At 66.1% G+C, this 16,205-nt stretch carries 15 protein-coding genes; 3 read left to right on the forward strand and 12 right to left on the reverse strand.

Annotated features, from left to right (window positions below):
• Positions 1-23: 23 nt before the first annotated feature.
• The 6 genes from ABD767_RS02610 to ABD767_RS02635 all read right to left on the reverse strand — a co-directional run bounded on the left by ABD767_RS02610 (position 24) and on the right by ABD767_RS02635 (position 6,931).
• Positions 24-1,823 (reverse strand): AMP-dependent synthetase/ligase, encoded by a 1,800-nt coding sequence (locus ABD767_RS02610; protein ID WP_344868068.1) that lies wholly within the window; start codon positions 1,821-1,823, stop codon positions 24-26.
• On the reverse strand, positions 1,820-2,635 hold the full coding sequence (locus tag ABD767_RS02615) for an ATP-binding cassette domain-containing protein (RefSeq protein ID WP_103044034.1): 816 nt from the start codon (positions 2,633-2,635) through the stop codon (positions 1,820-1,822). Before ABD767_RS02615 ends, ABD767_RS02610 begins: the two co-directional genes overlap by 4 nt.
• Before the next feature lie 142 nt (positions 2,636-2,777).
• Positions 2,778-3,965 (reverse strand): ABC transporter substrate-binding protein, encoded by a 1,188-nt coding sequence (locus ABD767_RS02620; protein WP_103044033.1) that lies wholly within the window; start codon positions 3,963-3,965, stop codon positions 2,778-2,780.
• Positions 3,966-3,995: 30 nt separating this feature from the next.
• On the reverse strand, positions 3,996-5,033 hold the full coding sequence (locus ABD767_RS02625) for an ABC transporter permease subunit (protein ID WP_103044032.1): 1,038 nt from the start codon (positions 5,031-5,033) through the stop codon (positions 3,996-3,998).
• Between the two features lie 174 nt (positions 5,034-5,207).
• Positions 5,208-6,086, reverse strand: a complete 879-nt coding sequence (locus ABD767_RS02630; RefSeq protein ID WP_344868071.1) for a branched-chain amino acid ABC transporter permease — start codon at positions 6,084-6,086, stop codon at positions 5,208-5,210.
• Positions 6,086-6,931, reverse strand: coding sequence for an ATP-binding cassette domain-containing protein (locus tag ABD767_RS02635; protein ID WP_103044030.1), 846 nt, complete (start codon positions 6,929-6,931; stop codon positions 6,086-6,088). The genes ABD767_RS02630 and ABD767_RS02635 overlap by 1 nt, the downstream gene beginning before the upstream one ends.
• 135 nt (positions 6,932-7,066) lie before the next feature.
• On the opposite strand from ABD767_RS02635, the gene ABD767_RS02640 reads away from it, so the two are divergent.
• Positions 7,067-7,750, forward strand: coding sequence for a TetR-type transcription factor C-terminal domain-containing protein (locus ABD767_RS02640; protein WP_103044029.1), 684 nt, complete (start codon positions 7,067-7,069; stop codon positions 7,748-7,750).
• An 8-nt stretch (positions 7,751-7,758) separates the two neighbouring features.
• Here the strand turns inward: ABD767_RS02640 and cueR are convergent, their stop codons facing one another.
• The 4 genes from cueR to gstA all read right to left on the reverse strand — a co-directional run bounded on the left by cueR (position 7,759) and on the right by gstA (position 10,316).
• Complete coding sequence (gene cueR / locus ABD767_RS02645; RefSeq protein ID WP_103044028.1) at positions 7,759-8,184, reverse strand: Cu(I)-responsive transcriptional regulator; 426 nt, start codon at positions 8,182-8,184, stop codon at positions 7,759-7,761.
• Positions 8,181-8,381, reverse strand: a complete 201-nt coding sequence (locus ABD767_RS02650; RefSeq protein ID WP_103044027.1) for a cation transporter — start codon at positions 8,379-8,381, stop codon at positions 8,181-8,183. Before ABD767_RS02650 ends, cueR begins: the two co-directional genes overlap by 4 nt.
• A 112-nt stretch (positions 8,382-8,493) precedes the next feature.
• Positions 8,494-9,618: an oxidoreductase gene (locus ABD767_RS02655; RefSeq protein WP_103044026.1), complete on the reverse strand. Its 1,125-nt coding sequence runs from the start codon at positions 9,616-9,618 to the stop codon at positions 8,494-8,496.
• 89 nt (positions 9,619-9,707) lie between these two features.
• The gene (gene gstA, locus ABD767_RS02660) at positions 9,708-10,316 is read right to left on the reverse strand and encodes a glutathione transferase GstA (protein WP_103044025.1); all 609 of its coding nucleotides are present in this window, start codon (positions 10,314-10,316) and stop codon (positions 9,708-9,710) included.
• Positions 10,317-10,522: 206 nt separating this feature from the next.
• Between gstA and mnmG the strand changes: the two genes are divergently transcribed.
• Positions 10,523-12,478: a tRNA uridine-5-carboxymethylaminomethyl(34) synthesis enzyme MnmG gene (gene mnmG / locus ABD767_RS02665; protein WP_103044024.1), complete on the forward strand. Its 1,956-nt coding sequence runs from the start codon at positions 10,523-10,525 to the stop codon at positions 12,476-12,478.
• Positions 12,475-13,122 carry a 16S rRNA (guanine(527)-N(7))-methyltransferase RsmG gene (rsmG, locus tag ABD767_RS02670; RefSeq protein WP_103044023.1) on the forward strand — a complete coding sequence of 216 codons (648 nt, stop codon included), beginning with the start codon at positions 12,475-12,477 and terminating at the stop codon, positions 13,120-13,122. Before mnmG ends, rsmG begins: the two co-directional genes overlap by 4 nt.
• Before the next feature lie 12 nt (positions 13,123-13,134).
• Here the strand turns inward: rsmG and ABD767_RS02675 are convergent, their stop codons facing one another.
• Both ABD767_RS02675 and ABD767_RS02680 read right to left on the reverse strand, forming a co-directional pair.
• On the reverse strand, positions 13,135-13,593 hold the full coding sequence (locus ABD767_RS02675) for a hypothetical protein (protein WP_103044022.1): 459 nt from the start codon (positions 13,591-13,593) through the stop codon (positions 13,135-13,137).
• Positions 13,594-13,855: 262 nt separating this feature from the next.
• Positions 13,856-16,183: a hypothetical protein gene (locus ABD767_RS02680; RefSeq protein WP_146031436.1), complete on the reverse strand. Its 2,328-nt coding sequence runs from the start codon at positions 16,181-16,183 to the stop codon at positions 13,856-13,858.
• Positions 16,184-16,205 lie beyond the last annotated feature (22 nt).

The raw sequence follows: 16,205 nt of genomic DNA on the forward strand, positions 1-16,205 counted from the left end.
TTGATGGCTGCCGGCGCGACCTGTCATGCATACAAGGCCTCGATCTCCGCCGCATAGGTCTTGTAGATGCTGGAGCGGCGCACCTTCATGGTAGCGGTGACTTCGCCGTCGTCGTGGTCCAGCTCCTTAGGCAAAAGGTGAAACTTGCGGATCTGCGCCACCTGCGCCAGCCTGGCGTTGCCGCTGGCGATCTCGGCATCGATCAGCTGGCGCACCTCGGGCGTCTCGACCAGCGAGCGGAAATGCGTGAACGCCAGGCGCCGCGCCTCGGCCCATTTGCCCACGGTCTCGTAGTCGATCATCACCAGCGCACCGACGAACTTGCGCCCGTCGGCGACGATCACGCATTCCTTGATGAAGGGGCTGGCCTTCATGGTGTTCTCGATCTCCGATGGCGTCAGGTTCTTGCCGCCGGCGGTGATCATGATGTCCTTCAAGCGATCGACGATCTTGATTTGGCCGCGCTCCTCGCGCACCACGTCGCCGGTGTGCAGCCAGCCGTCCTGGATGCTCTGCGCCGTGGCCTCGGGATTCTTGTAGTAGCCGGCGAAGACCATGTCGCCGCGGATCTGGAATTCGCCGCTGTCGGCGATGCGGTACTGCACGCCCTCGATGACGGGCCCGACGGTGCCGATGGCCACGTCATCGAGCCGGTGGCCAGTGACCATGCCGGTCGATTCGGTCAGTCCGTAGACCTCGATGAGCGGCACACCCAGGGTGCGGAAGAAGCGCACCACCTCGGGCGCGATCGGCGCGGCGCCGGTGAGCGCCACGGTGGCCTCGCGCAGGCCGATGAAGTTCTGCAGCGCGCGCAGCACCAGCCAGTAATACGCCGCGTAGCGCAGGCGTTCGGCCAGGCCCCATTGGGCGCGCGGTGTGTCGGCCAGCGGCGCGCAGGCGGCCAGGGCGTGTGCGTACAGCGCGCGGCGCAGCGGCCCGGTCTCCTGCATCTTGATGCTGATGGAGGAATGCAGCTTCTCCCAGATGCGCGGCACGCCCAGGAACATGGTCGGCGCCACCTCGCGCAAGTCTTCCTGCACGGTGCGGATCGATTCGCCAAAGTTGACCGTGGAGCTCAGGTACAGCGGTACGAAGGTGGTCAACATCTGCTCGGCCACGTGGCACAGCGGCAGGTAGGACAGGTGGGTGGTGCTGCCGCTCAGCTGCAGGCGCTCGACGATGCCGGGCGTGACGCCGCGCATGTTGCGCCACGAGATCATCGCGCCCTTGGGTTTGCCGGTGGAGCCCGAGGTGTAGATCATCAGGCCCACGTCGTCGAGCTGCTGGCGTGCCAGCAGCGCGTCGATGTGCGCCGGATCATGCCGGCTGCGGCCCAGCTGCTCGACCTCGTCGAAGGTCGTGATCAGCGCGCGGTGCTCGGGGGCACAGCTGCGCAGGCCCTTCGGTTCCATCACGATGATTTTTTTCAGCAGTGGCAACTGGTCGAGCGCATCGAGCACCTTGTCGGTCTGCTCCTGATCCTCGCAGACCATGATGGCGATGTCGGCGTGGCCGACCACATAGGCTACCTCGGGGCTGGGGCTGGTCGGGTAGACGCCCACGGTGATGCCGCCCACCAGGCCCGCGCCCATCTGCGCCAGCACCCATTCGATGCGGTTCTCGGCAATCACGCCGACGTGGCCGCCCGCGCCCAATCCCAGCTGCAGCAGCCCCTGGCCGAAATGCGCGGCGCGCTCGTAGTACTGCGCCCAGGTGAAGGGCTTCCAGATGCCGAAGTCCTTTTGCCGGATGGCCACGCGCTCGGCGTCCGTGTGTGCGCGCTCGCGCAGCATCTGGGGCAGGGTGAGTTCAGGGAGATTCATGACAGCCATCTTTTGCGCCGTTTGTAGTGCTTGATCTCTTTGAAGCTCTTGGCCTCGCCGCTGCCGCCCATGCCAAGGTAGAACTCGCGCACGTCCGGGTCGCTGGCCAGACGTTCGGCCGTGCCGTCGATGACGATCTTGCCGTTCTCCATGATGTAGCCGCTGTGCGCTACGGCCAGCGCCACGGTGGCGTTCTGCTCGACCAGCAGCATCGAGGTGCCGCGCTCGGCGTTGATGCGAGCGATGATGGAAAAAATGTCTTCGGTGAGCTTGGGCGAGAGGCCGAGCGACGGCTCGTCGAGCAGGATGAGCTGCGGCTGGGCGATCAGCGCCCGGCCGATGGCCAGCATCTGCTGCTCGCCGCCCGACAGGTAGCCGGCCAGGCCCTTGCGGCGCTCGTGCAGGCGCGGGAAATATTCGTAGACCAGGTCGAAGTCGGGCGGGGCCGCTCCCTCGCGGCCGGCCAGCGCGTAGGTCGAGGCGACGAGGTTTTCCTCGATCGTCAGATCCTCGAAGATGCGCCGCCCCTCCATCACGTGCGACAGGCCGCTGCGCACCAGGGTGTGCGGCGCCAGCCGGGCCGTGTCCTGGCCGGCAAAGCGGATGCTGCCGGCGGCCAGCTGCCCGTCTTCGAGTGCCAGCAGGTTGGACACCGCCTTGAGCGTGGTGCTCTTGCCCGCGCCGTTGCTGCCCAGCAGCGCCACGATTTGCCCGCGCGGCACGGCCAGCGACAGGCCGCGCAGGGCCTGGACGACCTTGTTGTAGATGACCTCGATGTTGTTGACTTCGAGGATGGGAGGAGGGGAATTCATGGCGTCTCGCGGCGATTGCGTTCATTGCTCCTTCCTCCACCGGGGGAAGGCAGGGATGGGGGCGGCCGGTTCAGGCGCTGGCTGCGCATTGCGCCGTAGGCCCCCACCCCAGCCCTCCCCCAGAGGGGGAGGGAGGAAAACGTCAGAGCTTGATCCAATCGGACGCGGCGACCATCTTCTGCGTCTTCATGTCGGCCTTGTAGACGCGCCCCACCGGGATGGAGTTGCCGCTGATGGTGATGGGCACGCCGATCACGCCGCCGGTGTCGAAGTCCTTGATGGAGTTCAGCGCCGCCTTTAGGTTGTCGCCGGTGAGCGGCTTGTTGCCGTCCAGGCAGCGCCTGGCCGATTCGAGGAACAGCATGGTGGCGAGAAAGCCCTGCATATAGGCCGTGCTCTGGTACTCCGGGCGCATCGCGCGGATCTTCTCCAGCATCGGGGCGCGCTCGGTGTCGTAGTAGTAGCGGTAGGGCATCACGCCCATGAAGCCGTCGCCGTCGGCGCCCATCTTCATCACGGTGGAGCTGTCCATGGTCCAGAAGGTGCCCATCCACTTGCTCGTCATGCCCTGCTGCTTGCCCTGGGTGATGAACTCGGGGATGGGCGCCAGGATGTAGCCGTGGAAGATGGTGTAGTCGGGCCTGGCGCGGCGCAGCTTGATGACCTCGGTGGACACGTCCACGCTGCCGGCGGGGGTCATGATCTTGATCGGCACCGACAGGCCCAGCTGCTTGGCCAGCGCTTCGCTGGAGTCGATCGGATCGCGGCCGAACTCGGAGTCGGAGTAGACGAAGGCCACCTTGGCGCCGGGCTTTTCCTTGGCGATGTGTTTCAGCAATATGCCGAACATCTCGGTGTAGTCGGGGCCGACCAGGAACTGGTGCGGGTACTTCTTCGGGTCGTTCAATTCGGTGGCGAACGAGGCGCCGGCCATCAGGATGCCGCCGTTCCTCTCCAGCTCGGGGTTGATGGTCTTGGCAAAGCCGGTGGAGTCGCCGTAGTACAGGTTGACCTTGTTCTGGCTGGTGATCTTCTTGTACGCGGCCACCGACATGTCCACCTTGTACGCCGTGTCCTCGGGCACGTAGCGCACCTTGCGGCCCTTGATGCCGCCGGCGTCGTTGATGATCTTCACGTAGTCCTGGATGCCGGCGTTGATGCCCACGCCGGCAAAGGCGAATACGCCGGTCATCGGGATCGAGCCGCCGATGACGATCTCGTCGGCGCTTTGCGCCAGCACCGACAGCGGCTGGGCGAGGGCGGCGGCACCGGCCGCGGCGGCGCCCAGCACCAGGCTGCGGCGGCGGGGGGAAAGTCCTTGCGGGTTCATGTCTGTCTCCTTGTCCGATGGAATCAGTGGCTAGTTTTTGAAGGGCCACAGGTGAAAGAACCGGCGCGTGCGCCGCCACATTTCTGCGAGCCCCAGTGGCTCGAAGACCAGAAAACCGATGATCAGCGCGCCAAACACCACCAGGCGCACCGGCGAGAGGAAGACGGCCAGCTCGATGCCGCCGGGCAGCCAGTCGAACACCAGCTTGAGCAGCTCGGGCACCAGCGTCATGAACACCGCGCCCAGGATGGCGCCCAGGATCGAACCCATGCCGCCGACGATGATGGCCGCCAGGAAGAAGATCGACATCGACAGCGGAAAGCTCTCGGGCGTGACCACGCGGAAGAAATACGCCCACAGCCCGCCTGCCACGCCGGCGTAGAACGACGACAGGCCGAATGACAGCAGCTTGTACTTGAGCAGCGGTATGCCCAGCACCTCGGCCGAGATGTCGCGGTCGCGAATCGCGATGAAGGCGCGCCCGATGCGCGTGCGAAACAGGTTGGCCGCGCCGAAAAGCATCAACAGCATCACCGGCACGATGAGCCAGTACAGGCGAAACGAGGTATCGAGGTCCACGCCGAAGATGCGCGCCGGCGGCAGCGACAACCCCGCCGTGCCGCCCGTGAAGTCGAAATTGGCGAACAGGAAATGCGCGATGAACGAGGCTGCGATGGTCACGATGGCCAGGTACAGCCCCTTGACGCGCAGCGACGGAATACCGACCACGATGCCGCCCAGCATTGCCACCACGCCGCCCGTCAGCAGGTTGAGCAGAAACGGCGTACCCCAGCGCGCCTGCAGGATGGCCACGGTGTACGCGCCCAGGCCCATGAAGGCCGCCTGCCCCAGGCTGACCAGTCCGGTGTAGCCGGTCAGGATGTTGAGCCCCGTGCTGCTGGCCACGTTGATCGCCACCAGGCAGGCCAGGTAGAGCCAGTAGTCGCTGGCGACGAAGGGAAACAGCACCAGCAGCGCAGCGGCCAGCGCCAGCCAGGCATGCTGGGTGCGCGAGTCGAACAACGCCGCGTCGGCGACGTAGCTTTCCTTGAGGGTTCCGATGCGCATTTCAATGATCCATGGTGAAAAATGCCGCTGTTTTCTTCTCCCTCCCCCGCTGGAGGAGGGTAGGGGCGGGGGGCAGCGGCCGCTGATGCACAGCTGCCGTGCGCCTGAACCACGCCGCCCCCATCCCAGCCTTCCCCCTGTGGGGGAAGGAGCGAGGCAGCCAAGCGCGTCGTGTCATAGCCGTTCGATCTCGTGCGTGCCGAACAGGCCGTAGGGCCGCAGCATCAGGATGGCCACCAGCACCACGAAAGTCGCCAGCAGCTTGTATTCGCCGCCCAGGTAGGCGCCGGCCAGGGCTTCGACCAGGCCGATCAGCAGACCGGCGACCAGCGCGCCGAGCACGCTGTCGAGCCCGCCGACGATGACCACCACCAGCACTGACAGACCGAACACGCCCATGCTGCTGGAGATGCCGCCGATCGAGCCGACGATGATCCCGGAGACGGCCGCCAGCATGGCGGACGCCACCCAGGCGAGCGAAAACACGCGCGGCACGTTGATGCCCACCGAATACGCCGCGCCCTGGTCGCTGGCCGTGGCGCGCAGCGCGACGCCGCCCCTCCAGTAGCGAAACAGCAGGAGCACGGCGGCGATGAACACGGCGGCCACCACCGCGCCCCAGAACACCTTGGGCGCGAGGAAGGCGTCGCCGACCATGATTGGCGCGCTGGGCATGAAGTCCGGCAGGCGGCGCTGGTCGGCACTCCAGAGGATCTCCACCAGCCCGATCAGCACCGAGGACAGGCCGACGGTGACCATGAACACCGAGATCTCCGGCTCGCCCAGCAGCGGGCGGATCATGGTGCGCTCGATCACGCCGCCGAGCACGCCCGCCGCCAGCACCGCGGCGGGAATCGCCAGCCACAGCGGCAGCGCCCACATCGCGGCGAAGGTGAAGAACAGGTAGCCGCCGGCCATCAGCATCTCGCCGATGGCCAGGTTGACCACGCGCGTGGCCTTGTAGACCACCACGAAGGCCAGCGCCGCCAGCGCGTACAGGCCGCCGCTGGCCAGGCCGGTCAGGCTGATCTCGAACAGAAAGGCCCAGTCCATCATGCGGCTCCCGTGGTGGCGGCCCGGGGCCGGGATGCGGCCTGCAGCTTGGCGCGCAGTTCATCGACGTTGCCCGAGCCCAGGTAGGCGCGGGTCACTTCCGGGTCGGCCTGCACCACGGCGGGCACGCCCTGGGCGATGACCTGGCCGAAGTTGAGCACCACCACGTGGTCCGACAAATCCATCACCATGCCCATGTCGTGCTCGACCATCAGCACCGTCACGCCCCACTCGGCGCGCACGTCGAGGATGAAGCGCGCCATGTCCTCGGTCTCCTCGCGGTTCATGCCGGCCACGGGCTCGTCGAGCATCAGGATCTCGGGCTGCATGGCCAGCGCGCGCGCCATCTCCACGCGCTTTTGCAGGCCGTAGGACAGGGCCGAGACGGGGGCGTGGCGGATGTGGTCTATCTCCAGGAAATCGATGATGCGTTCCTCGATGTCGCGGCGCAGCGCGGCCTCTTCGCGGCGCGCGCGGCCCAGGTAGAACAAGGCGTCGAAGACGTTGGTTTTCAGGTGCGCGTGGCGCCCGAGCTTGATGTTGTCGAGCACCGTCATGCCGCGAAACAGCGCGATGTTCTGGAAGCTGCGCCCCAGGCCCATGCGCGCGCGCTGCGGCGCGGGGATGCGCGTGATCTCCTGGCCCTTGAACCGGATGCTGCCCTCGGTCGGGCGGTAGAAGCCCGAGATGGTGTTGAACAGCGACGTCTTGCCCGCGCCGTTGGGGCCGATCACCGCGGTGATCGAGCCCGGCTGCACGCTGAAACTGACCCCCGACAGCGCGCGCACGCCGCCAAAGGCCAGCGTGACGGCATCCACCTGCAACAAGGGTCTGGTTGTCTCCATCGGCTTCCTCTACGGGTTTGTGCGAACCGGTGATCTATCTACTTTTACGTAGACTAGTTACTTGAAAGTAGATTTTTGGTTAGACCAGCCTGTTCAGGCATCAGGAATAACCCGGGATACGCAGGAGTTACCGGCATGGGCGCATCACCCGCAGGTTCCAGGGCAACGGCGGCCAAGGCCGGCGTACGTCGGCGCAGTACGGGCCAGGAAGATTCACCCTGGGCCGACGCCCCCGCGCGCGCGCAGCAGCGCGAGGCCAAGCGCAACGCGGTGCTTTCTACGGCCGCGCAGATGTTCAACGAGCGCGGCTTTCACGCCACGTCGCTGGACGACATTGCCGCCAGCCTGCACGTGAGCAAGCCCACGCTGTACTACTACGTGAAGAACAAGGACGAGATCCTGCTGGAGTGCGTGAAGAAGGGGCTGCACATGACGCTGGATGGCATCGAGGCTTCGCGCGCCGCCGGCGGCAACGCCGTGGACATGCTCCGCGCCTGCATGCAGGTGTATGCCGACATCGTCACCCAGCCCTTCGGCATGTGCCTGATCCGTGTGGGCGATGAGGAAGTGCCCGAACCCAGCCGCACCGAGCTGCGCCGCATGAAGCGCGAGATTGACCTGGCCTTTCGCCGCCTGGTGGCGCAGGGGGTGGAGGAGGGGTCGCTCGCGCCCTGCGACCCCAAGATTACGGCCTTCGTGATCGCCGGCGCCCTGAGCTGGATTGGCCGCTGGTACCAGCCGGGTGGCGACTACGGCGCGGAGCAGGTTGCCGAGCAGTGCATTGGCACGCTGCTGGGCGGTGTTTTGACAAGACCGTAGACACGTCCCTACTCGGCTGCCAGGTCGTCGAGGATGGGGCAATCGGGTCGCTCGTCGCCATGGCAGCAGGCCACCAGCGCCTGCAGGCTGCGCTGCATGGCCTGCATGGCGGCGATGCGTTCGGTCAGGCTGGCGATGTGCTTTTGCGCGATCTGCTTGACTTGGGCGCTGGCGCGTTGCTTGTCTTGCCACAGGCCCAGCAGCTGGGCGATCTCGTCCATCGAGAAGCCCAGGTCGCGTGCACGGCGGATGAAGCGCAGGGTGTGCACGTCTGCCTCGGTGTACTGGCGGTAGCCGCCGTCGGTGCGCGCTACCGGCGGCAGCAGGCCAAGGCTTTCATAGTGGCGCACCATGCGCGCCGAAACACCGGCGCGCTCGGCCGCCTGGCCAATGGCCACGGGCCAGTGCGCGGCGCCCGACGTCGCTGCGTTCATGCGAGAACCTTGTAGCCCTCTTCCTGGATGGCGTTGGCGATGGCGTCGCGCGCAGCCTTGTCGCTGCTGACGTTGACCTGCTTGGTTTCGAGGTCGACCTTGACGATGGCGTCGGTGTCGACCTGACGCACGGCGTGTACGACGGCACGCTCGCAGTGGCCGCAGGTCATGCCGTCGACTGTGAACTGGTATTGCATGGAGTCCTCCTGATGGATTGGTTGGGAATGGCTGGTATGTTGCACCTTGCCATGATGTCAGAGTCAAGTGCTTTGGCAAGCCGTCCCAACCCCATGCATGCGCCGCGCGGCGTCAGGGCGCCGTTACGCCGAGGGCAGGGTAGTCGGTATAGCCGGGTTCGGTGCCACCGTAGAAGGTGGTCTTGTCCCAGGCGTTGAGCGGTGCGCCGCTGCGCAGGCGCTCGGCCAGGTCGGGGTTGGAGATGTAGTCCTTGCCGAAGGCGACGATATCCGCCGCGCCGCTGGCCACGGCGTCGATCGCCATGGCGCGGTCGTAGCCGTTGTTGACCATCCATGCGCCTTGCCCGCCGGCGTTGCGGTAGGCGGCCTTGAAGGCGGCGTAGTCGAAGGGGTGGCCTTCGACTGTGCGCGGCCCGCCGGTGGCGCCTTCGATCACGTGGATGTAGGACAGGCCCAACGGCGCGAGGTGGCGGGCCAGGTAGTCGAACAGCGGCTGGGGGTGGCTGTCGGTGATGCCGTTGGCTGGCGTGACCGGAGACAGCCGCAGGCCGACGCGGCCGCTGCCGACGGCGTCGCAGACCGCGCGCACCACTTCGAGCATCAGGCGGGCGCGGTTGGGAATGGCACCGCCGTAGTCGTCGCGGCGCTGGTTGGCGCCGTCCTTGAGGAACTGGTCGAGCAGGTAGCCGTTGGCGCCGTGGATTTCCACGCCGTCAAAGCCTGCGCCTTCCACCGCGTTGCGCGCTGCGGTGGCGTAGCTGTGGACGATGTCGGGCAGCTCCTCGGCGTCGAGCGCGCGTGGCTGCGACGTGGGTATGAAACCGCCCTTGCCGGTAGTCGGATCGATCAGATAGGTCTTGGCCTCGGCGCGCAGTGCAGAAGGGCCAACGGGTTCGCGCTCTTGCGGCTGCAGCCAGTGGTGCGACACGCGACCCACGTGCCACAGTTGCGTGACGATGCATCCGCCGCGCTCATGCACGGCTTGCGTGACCTGCTTCCAGCCCTGCAGCTGGTCGGTGCCGTATAGGCCGGGCACGTCGGCATAGCCCTGGCCCTGGGGGCTGATGGCCGTGCCCTCGGTGATGATCAGGCCGGCGCTGGCGCGCTGGGCATAGTAGCGCGCGTTCATCGCATTGGGGATGGCTTCGGGGCTGCGGTTGCGCGTCAGCGGAGCCATGGCAATGCGGTTGGCCAGGTGCAGGGAGCCCGCATGAATGGGGTCGAAGAGGGTGGTCATGGCGCTCTTTCTTGAAGCATGTTCCTGTTTCACGTGAAACAGGAACATGGGCGGTGTGACTGCGGGCATGGGTGAACCCGCAGGCGGCGTTACTTGAGCAGGCCTTCCGCCTTCATGGCAGCCTGCACGGCCGGGCGTGCCGCCACCCGATCGCGGTATGCCGACAGGTTCTTCAGGTGCGAGATGTCCGGGCCGACGAACTGCGCCCAGTTGGTGACGGTGAACAAATAGGCATCGGCCACGCTGAAGTCGTTGCCCAGCAGGTATTGCTTGCCGGCCAGCTGGCCGTCGATCCATTGCAGGCGGGAGAGCAGTTTCTCCTTTGCCTGCGTCTTGTATTCCTCGGGCGTAGCGGGGCTGAACAGTGGCGAGAAGCCCTTGTGAACCTCGGTGCCGATGAAGGTGAGCCACTCCAGCAGGTGGTAATGCGCCATGGTGCCCTGGGCTGGAACCAGGTTCTTCTGTGGCACCTGGTGGGCCAGGTACTGGACGATGACCGGGCCTTCGCGCAGGCGGGTGCCGTCGTCCAGTTCGAGCACTGGAACATAGCCCAGCGGGTTGATCGTGTAGTAGTCGGTGCCGTCCTGCAGCTTGTGGCTCTTGGTGCTGGCCAGCACCAGTTCGCACGTCAGGCCGGTCTCTTCCAGAATGATGTGGGGCGAGAGCGAGCAGGCGCCGGGCGAGTAGTACAGCTTCATGGTGTGATCTCCTTGTGTGAAAACACCAATGCTATGCGTTGTGCTGCCATCTTGCAGATGTGGTTGATTGCCGCCGGCCTGGAGCCGGTGTGGGCCGTTGCTGGCGGGGTTTGGGCAGTTACGCTGCGGTGGGTAAACCGTGGCCGGGGACATCCCAAACCAAAGATGGGAAAATTATGGGTTTTCTCGCAATTTCTCGATCCATCATGTTGTATCCCCAGGAGTTTGACGTCATCGTCGTCGGCGGCGGCCACGCCGGTACCGAGGCGGCGCTTGCCAGTGCCCGTATGGGCTGCGCCACCTTGCTGCTGACGCACAACATCGAGACCCTGGGGCAGATGAGCTGCAACCCCAGCATTGGCGGCATCGGCAAGGGCCATTTGGTGAAAGAGGTGGACGCGCTGGGCGGCGCCATGGCGCTGGCGACCGACGAGGCGGGTATTCAGTTCCGCACGCTCAACAGCAGCAAAGGGCCGGCGGTGCGCGCCACGCGGGCGCAGGCAGACCGAATTCTGTACAAGGCGGCAATTCGCCACCGGCTGGAGAGCCAGCCCAATCTGTGGCTGTTCCAGCAGGCCGTCGATGACCTGATGGTCGAGGGCGAGCGGGTGGTGGGCGCGGTCACGCAGATCGGACTGCGCTTTCGCGCCCGTGCCGTGGTGCTGACGGCGGGCACTTTCCTGGATGGCAAGATCCACGTTGGCCTGAACAACTACCAGGGCGGCAGGGCAGGAGATCCACCGGCGGTGTCGCTGTCGGCGCGACTCAAGGAGTTGCAGCTGCCGCAGGGGCGGCTGAAGACGGGCACGCCGCCGCGCATCGACGGGCGCAGCATCGACTTCAGCCAGTGCGAAGAGCAGCCCGGCGACGGCATGCCCGGCGGCGTGAACGAGGGCCAGTTGCCGGTGTTCAGCTTCATGGGCAGCGCGGTGATGCACCCGCGCCAGGTGCCGTGCTGGATCACCTGGACCAACGAGCGCACGCACGAGATCATCAGGAGCGGATTTGACCGCAGCCCGATGTTCACCGGCAAGATCGAGGGCGTGGGGCCGCGCTACTGCCCCAGCGTCGAGGACAAGATCAACCGCTTTGCCGACAAGGACAGCCACCAGATTTTTCTGGAGCCCGAGGGCCTGACCACGCACGAGTTCTACCCCAACGGCATCTCCACCAGCCTGCCGTTCGACATCCAGCTGGCGCTGGTGCGATCGATGAAAGGGCTGGAGAACGCCCACATCCTGCGCCCGGGCTACGCCATTGAGTACGACTATTTCGACCCGCGCTCGCTCAAGGCCAGCTTTGAGACGAGGCAGATTCAGGGCCTGTTCTTTGCCGGGCAGATCAACGGCACGACGGGCTATGAAGAGGCCGCGGCCCAGGGGCTGTACGCCGGTCTGAACGCCGCGCTGCAATGCCGCGGCGAGGCGCCCTGGGTGCCGGCGCGCAGCGACGCCTATCTGGGTGTGCTGGTTGACGACCTGATTACCAAGGGCGTGACCGAGCCCTACCGCATGTTCACCAGCCGGGCGGAGTTTCGCCTGCAACTGCGCGAGGACAACGCCGACATGCGCCTGACCGAGATCGGCCGCCAGTTGGGTCTGGTCGACGACGCGCGCTGGGACGCCTTCAGCCGCAAGCGCGACGCTGTTTCACGTGAAACACAGCGCCTCAAGACGACCTGGGTCAATCCGCGCAACCTGCCGGCGGCAGAGTCTGAGCGCGTGCTGGGCAAGGCCATCGAGCATGAATACAAGCTGTTTGACCTGTTGCGTCGCCCCGACGTGAGCTACGCCAGCCTGATGAGCCTGGATGGCGGCAAGCATGCAAGCAGCGACGTGGGTGTAGAAGCCCTGGCCGAGCTGAGTGCGCCGGTGATCGAGCAAGTGGAAATTGCCGCCAAATACAGCGGCTACATCGACCGGCAAAAGGACGATGTGGAGCGAGCGGCCCATTTTGAAAACCTGCGCCTGCCGCCTGATCTGGACTACATGCAGGTCGCCGCGCTGTCGATCGAGGTGCGCCAGACGCTGCAAAAACGCCGCCCAGAGACGCTGGGCCAGGCTTCGCGCATCTCCGGGGTCACTCCGGCGGCCATCTCGCTGCTGCTGGTGCATCTGAAGAAGGGTGGTTTCAAGGGCTTTGCCGCGGAGGCGCGGGCATGAATTTCGAGCAATCACTGCGCGGTGGGTTGCAATCCTTGGACCTGCAGCTGTCGGACGCGCAGATCACGCAATTGCTGACGTTTGCCGAGCTGCTGCACAAATGGAACAAGGTCTACAACCTGACCGCACTGCGCAGCCAGGACGAAATGCTGACCCACCACCTGCTCGACAGCCTGGCCGTGGTGCCGGCGCTGCAGCGCCACTTGGAGGGGCCGGGCGGCAGGGCAGGGCAGCGGCTGCTGGACGTGGGCAGCGGCGGCGGCCTGCCGGGCGTGGTGTTCGCCATCTGTTGCCCGCAACTCGATGTCAGCTGTGTGGACACCGTCGCCAAAAAGGCCGCCTTTATCCAGCAGGCCGCCGCGGTGCTGGGAATGAAGAACCTGCACGGTATCCACGCCCGGGTGGAAAGCCTGGCCGGCCCGTTCGACGTCATCAGCTGCCGCGCCTTTGCCGCGCTGGCGGACTTCACCGCCTGGTCGCTCCAGGCGCTGGCAGAAGACGGTGTCTGGCTGGCGATGAAGGGCAAGCGGCCGCAGAACGAAATCGCCGCGCTGCCCGCTGAAGTCCAGATGTTTCACGTGGAACCACTGGCCGTTCCGGGGCTCGATGCCGAGCGCTGCATCGTCTGGATGCGCAGATCTTGAGCGCTTGAAAGCTCAGTCGTCCTCGTAGACTTTCAGGTGCTTTTGTAGCCTCGCTCCATAGGATTCCTGGCCCGCAGGGCTGGGCGCCAGGCTGTCGCAGCCGCTGGTGGACAGGTTCCATTGGTAGAAGAAGCGGCCTTGGTCGTCCTTGCCGGCGATGTCGCAAATGTGCAGGCGCCGGGCATGGCAAAAGCGTGATCTGGGGGCGTGGGTCAGGCCATATTCCGTGTGGATCAGATAGGGGCAGCCCCGGGTCGCGTCGGCCTGCCTGGTGGGGGCTGGTTGCTGCGGGGCCTGCTGTTGCTGCTGCCGCTGCTGCTGTTCCCATTGGCGCATTTGCTGCTGCAACCGCTGGTTCTCGGCCTGCAGTTGCTGCTGCTGCTCCAGGCTGAGCTGCTGCGACTGGGCTTGGTCTTGCTGGCGCTGCAACTGCATTTGCTGGCGCTCGCCGTCTTTCATGCTTTGGTACATGGTTTCGTTCAGGCGGCGGAGGGCATCATTGGACGCGCTTTTTCGTTGCTGTGAGGGTGTTGGAACCGCATTCGTGGAGGAAGGAAAAGCTCCGCAGTCACCCTGCGGGCCATAGCAGGGGCGGCTTTCTACGCCAGGTTTTGAAACTGGTTCAGCTTGTGCGACAGGGGTTGCCCACATGAAAAAAGCAGTCGCACAGGCCAGGATTGTGAAGAAAGCGTGTTTCGTCGCGTGATGCGCCAGAGGTCTGTTGAGCATGGTTCTACTGGCCAAGAAAGGCTTCGATGCGTTGCTTTTGATCCTCGGACAGAGAGTTGGGGCCCTTGTTCTTCTTCAGGTATTTTTCGTACTCTTTACGGATGAGGTTTTTGTTGCCTCGGATCCAGTTGTCCACGGCCGTGAAATACTGGCCGTGGGCGGTGCGCAGGCAGGCCCAGCGCTCGATGCACTGCTTTTCGTCGCCACCGAATTGGCAGTTTTCCGAGGAGAAGCTGTCTCCTGGCTTGAAGGACTGCGCCCGGTACCACCCGTTCTGATCCCGTTTGGATTCAACCTCCAGAATGCCCAACGCCCTTGAGTTGCCGCCATATTGGGCCTGGCCCAGTACCGAGGTTCTTACCAGGTCGTAGCCAACGGCCCGGCAGGGGCCGCCGTCGCCGATGAGCACGGGGTGATCGTCCCAGGATTCGTATTGGATGGAAAAGGAGAAGCCATCGGCTGTGACGACTTCCGCTGCATTCCTGTGGGTGGGCGCTGCCTTGGGCGGTGCACTGTTGGCCAGCCGGACCAGCGGCTGCTTTTGCTGCTCCAGCCACTGCCGCTGCCTTTGGCGCGCCTGGCTGGCCTGGGCTTGCAGGTCGGCGCCCCGGGCCTGCGGGCGGGCGGCCAGGTCGCTGGCCTGCGGCAGCTGCGCGGGCAGTTGGCCCAGCAGCTCCAGGCCGATGGCATCGATGCGCTGCGGCGTGGGGGGCTGGGCCAGGGACGCGGCCTCGGGGTCGTTGGGGTGGATGCGTTCGACGTGCGCGATGTCCTCGATGCGCGCCTGGTCCAGGTCCAGGGCGCCGAGCGTGCGCTCGGCAGGGTCGTAGAGGTAGACCGTTGCGGTCGCGGCGACCATCAGCTGGCCCTGGACCACGGTGCGCTCGTACGGCTCGTAGACGGGCGTGGCGACGTGGGTGGGGGTGTTGCCCAGTTCCCGGCTGAGTTTTTCGACGTTGGACTTCTGGGCCACCGAGTTGAACGTGCTGGTGCTGATCAGCCCCAGCACGGCCATGGCGCCCAGGCCCGAGCGTGATTGGCTGGCAATGCTTTTCGCCTGCTGCTGGGCTTGTTGCTCGGCTTGCTCGGCCTGGCGCCATTCCTGCTCGGCCTGGGCCAGTTCTTGCTGCAGCTGGCGGTGCCGGGGGTTGGGGATGTTGTCGTGGCGGGCCAGGTAGCGGGCTTGCTGCGGGTGCGTGCCGGACTGCGCTTGCACGCCCGTGATGCGCCCGAGTTCGACCAGGGCCACGAGGTCGCTCTCTCCCGCGGGCCAGCTTGCCAGGCGCCGGGCCGCGTCGTCGAGGGTGCTGGGAGGCTCGACGCGGGCCGCCCAGCGTTGGGCCATTTGCTCGACTGCCTGCCGGGCCGCCTGTTGCCGGGCAGGGTTGAGCTTGGGGTCGATCAGCGGCACGACCGTGACGCGCACCACGGGATAGGGCCACTGGGGCAGCTTGGCCATCAGGTGCTGGCCTGATTCGAGCCGGCGCGCGCGGGTCAGGGGCGCGGCGGGCCAGCCTTTCTCGCGCGCATAGGCCTGGTGCCAGGCGGACAGCACGGCGGCGGCCGAGTCCGCGTCCAGCGCCTGGCGCTGCAGGTAGTCGGCGAGCACGCGGGCGCCGTGCTCCGTTTCCCAGGTGGGCAGGGCCTGAAGCAGGGCGGGGACGCGGTCCTGGAGCAGCCGGCGCTGCTGCTGCTCCGTCATGGAAAGCGGGTAAGTGCTGAAGAAGGTGTCGATCGAGGCCGCCGAGCCCACTTGGTGGCGCTCCAGCTGTGCCCCGGCGGCGCTTGCCAGCGTCTGCTGCAGGGCGCGGACCTGGCCTTGCAAGGCCTTGGCCGGTTCCGAGACAAAGGGCGGCTGGCGCAGCAGCACGTCCGCTTCGCGCGCTTGCAGCAGGGCTTGGGCTTGCTGGAGCAGGGCGGTGGCCGCGGCCCAGTCCTGTGGGGCCAGGTCGGGGCGGTCGAGCGCGGCCAGCTGGTCTGCGCAGGCCTGCAGCGCGGGCGCTTGCCGTTCATTGAGCCGCTGCGCCAGCTGCGTGATCGAGGGCGCTGCGGATGCGGAGGCGTCCAGGCTCGGCTGGTTTTTGGCATACAGCGCGTGGGCCTGGTCCAGCTCTCCGGATTCGACGAGGCGAGAGAACTCGGCCTGGGTCCCGCCCACCAGGGCGCCCAGTCCGTCGAGCAGGCTCGACAGCTGCAGGCGCGCCGTGGCGAGCGGATCGGCCGCACCGTGCGCCGCCGGCTGCCCCGGGGGCAGGCTGGCGCAGCCGGCCAAAAGCAGCGCGGCGAGGGGGGCGATGGCGCAGGCCTGCAGGCGTGAAAAGCGTGGCGTCATGGGATGTTCCGTGCATGAAAAG

The organism is Comamonas faecalis (assembly GCF_039538025.1).
Taxonomy (GTDB): domain Bacteria; phylum Pseudomonadota; class Gammaproteobacteria; order Burkholderiales; family Burkholderiaceae_C; genus Comamonas_C; species Comamonas_C faecalis.

What these genes read in the sequence shown, in the direction of transcription:
- cueR (WP_103044028.1), bottom strand. Translation starts at nt 8,184, where the DNA reads ATGAACGCAGCGACGTCGGGCGCCGCGCACTGGCCCGTGGCCATTGGC.
- ABD767_RS02655 (WP_103044026.1), bottom strand. Translation starts at nt 9,618, where the DNA reads ATGACCACCCTCTTCGACCCCATTCATGCGGGCTCCCTGCACCTGGCC.
- ABD767_RS02615 (WP_103044034.1), bottom strand. Translation starts at nt 2,635, where the DNA reads ATGAATTCCCCTCCTCCCATCCTCGAAGTCAACAACATCGAGGTCATC.
- ABD767_RS02680 (WP_146031436.1), bottom strand. Translation starts at nt 16,183, where the DNA reads ATGACGCCACGCTTTTCACGCCTGCAGGCCTGCGCCATCGCCCCCCTC.
- ABD767_RS02625 (WP_103044032.1), bottom strand. Translation starts at nt 5,033, where the DNA reads ATGCGCATCGGAACCCTCAAGGAAAGCTACGTCGCCGACGCGGCGTTG.
- gstA (WP_103044025.1), bottom strand. Translation starts at nt 10,316, where the DNA reads ATGAAGCTGTACTACTCGCCCGGCGCCTGCTCGCTCTCGCCCCACATC.
- mnmG (WP_103044024.1), top strand. Translation starts at nt 10,523, where the DNA reads ATGTTGTATCCCCAGGAGTTTGACGTCATCGTCGTCGGCGGCGGCCAC.
- ABD767_RS02650 (WP_103044027.1), bottom strand. Translation starts at nt 8,381, where the DNA reads ATGCAATACCAGTTCACAGTCGACGGCATGACCTGCGGCCACTGCGAG.
- ABD767_RS02675 (WP_103044022.1), bottom strand. Translation starts at nt 13,593, where the DNA reads ATGTACCAAAGCATGAAAGACGGCGAGCGCCAGCAAATGCAGTTGCAG.
- ABD767_RS02635 (WP_103044030.1), bottom strand. Translation starts at nt 6,931, where the DNA reads ATGGAGACAACCAGACCCTTGTTGCAGGTGGATGCCGTCACGCTGGCC.
- ABD767_RS02620 (WP_103044033.1), bottom strand. Translation starts at nt 3,965, where the DNA reads ATGAACCCGCAAGGACTTTCCCCCCGCCGCCGCAGCCTGGTGCTGGGC.
- ABD767_RS02610 (WP_344868068.1), bottom strand. Translation starts at nt 1,823, where the DNA reads ATGAATCTCCCTGAACTCACCCTGCCCCAGATGCTGCGCGAGCGCGCA.
- ABD767_RS02640 (WP_103044029.1), top strand. Translation starts at nt 7,067, where the DNA reads ATGGGCGCATCACCCGCAGGTTCCAGGGCAACGGCGGCCAAGGCCGGC.
- ABD767_RS02630 (WP_344868071.1), bottom strand. Translation starts at nt 6,086, where the DNA reads ATGGACTGGGCCTTTCTGTTCGAGATCAGCCTGACCGGCCTGGCCAGC.
- rsmG (WP_103044023.1), top strand. Translation starts at nt 12,475, where the DNA reads ATGAATTTCGAGCAATCACTGCGCGGTGGGTTGCAATCCTTGGACCTG.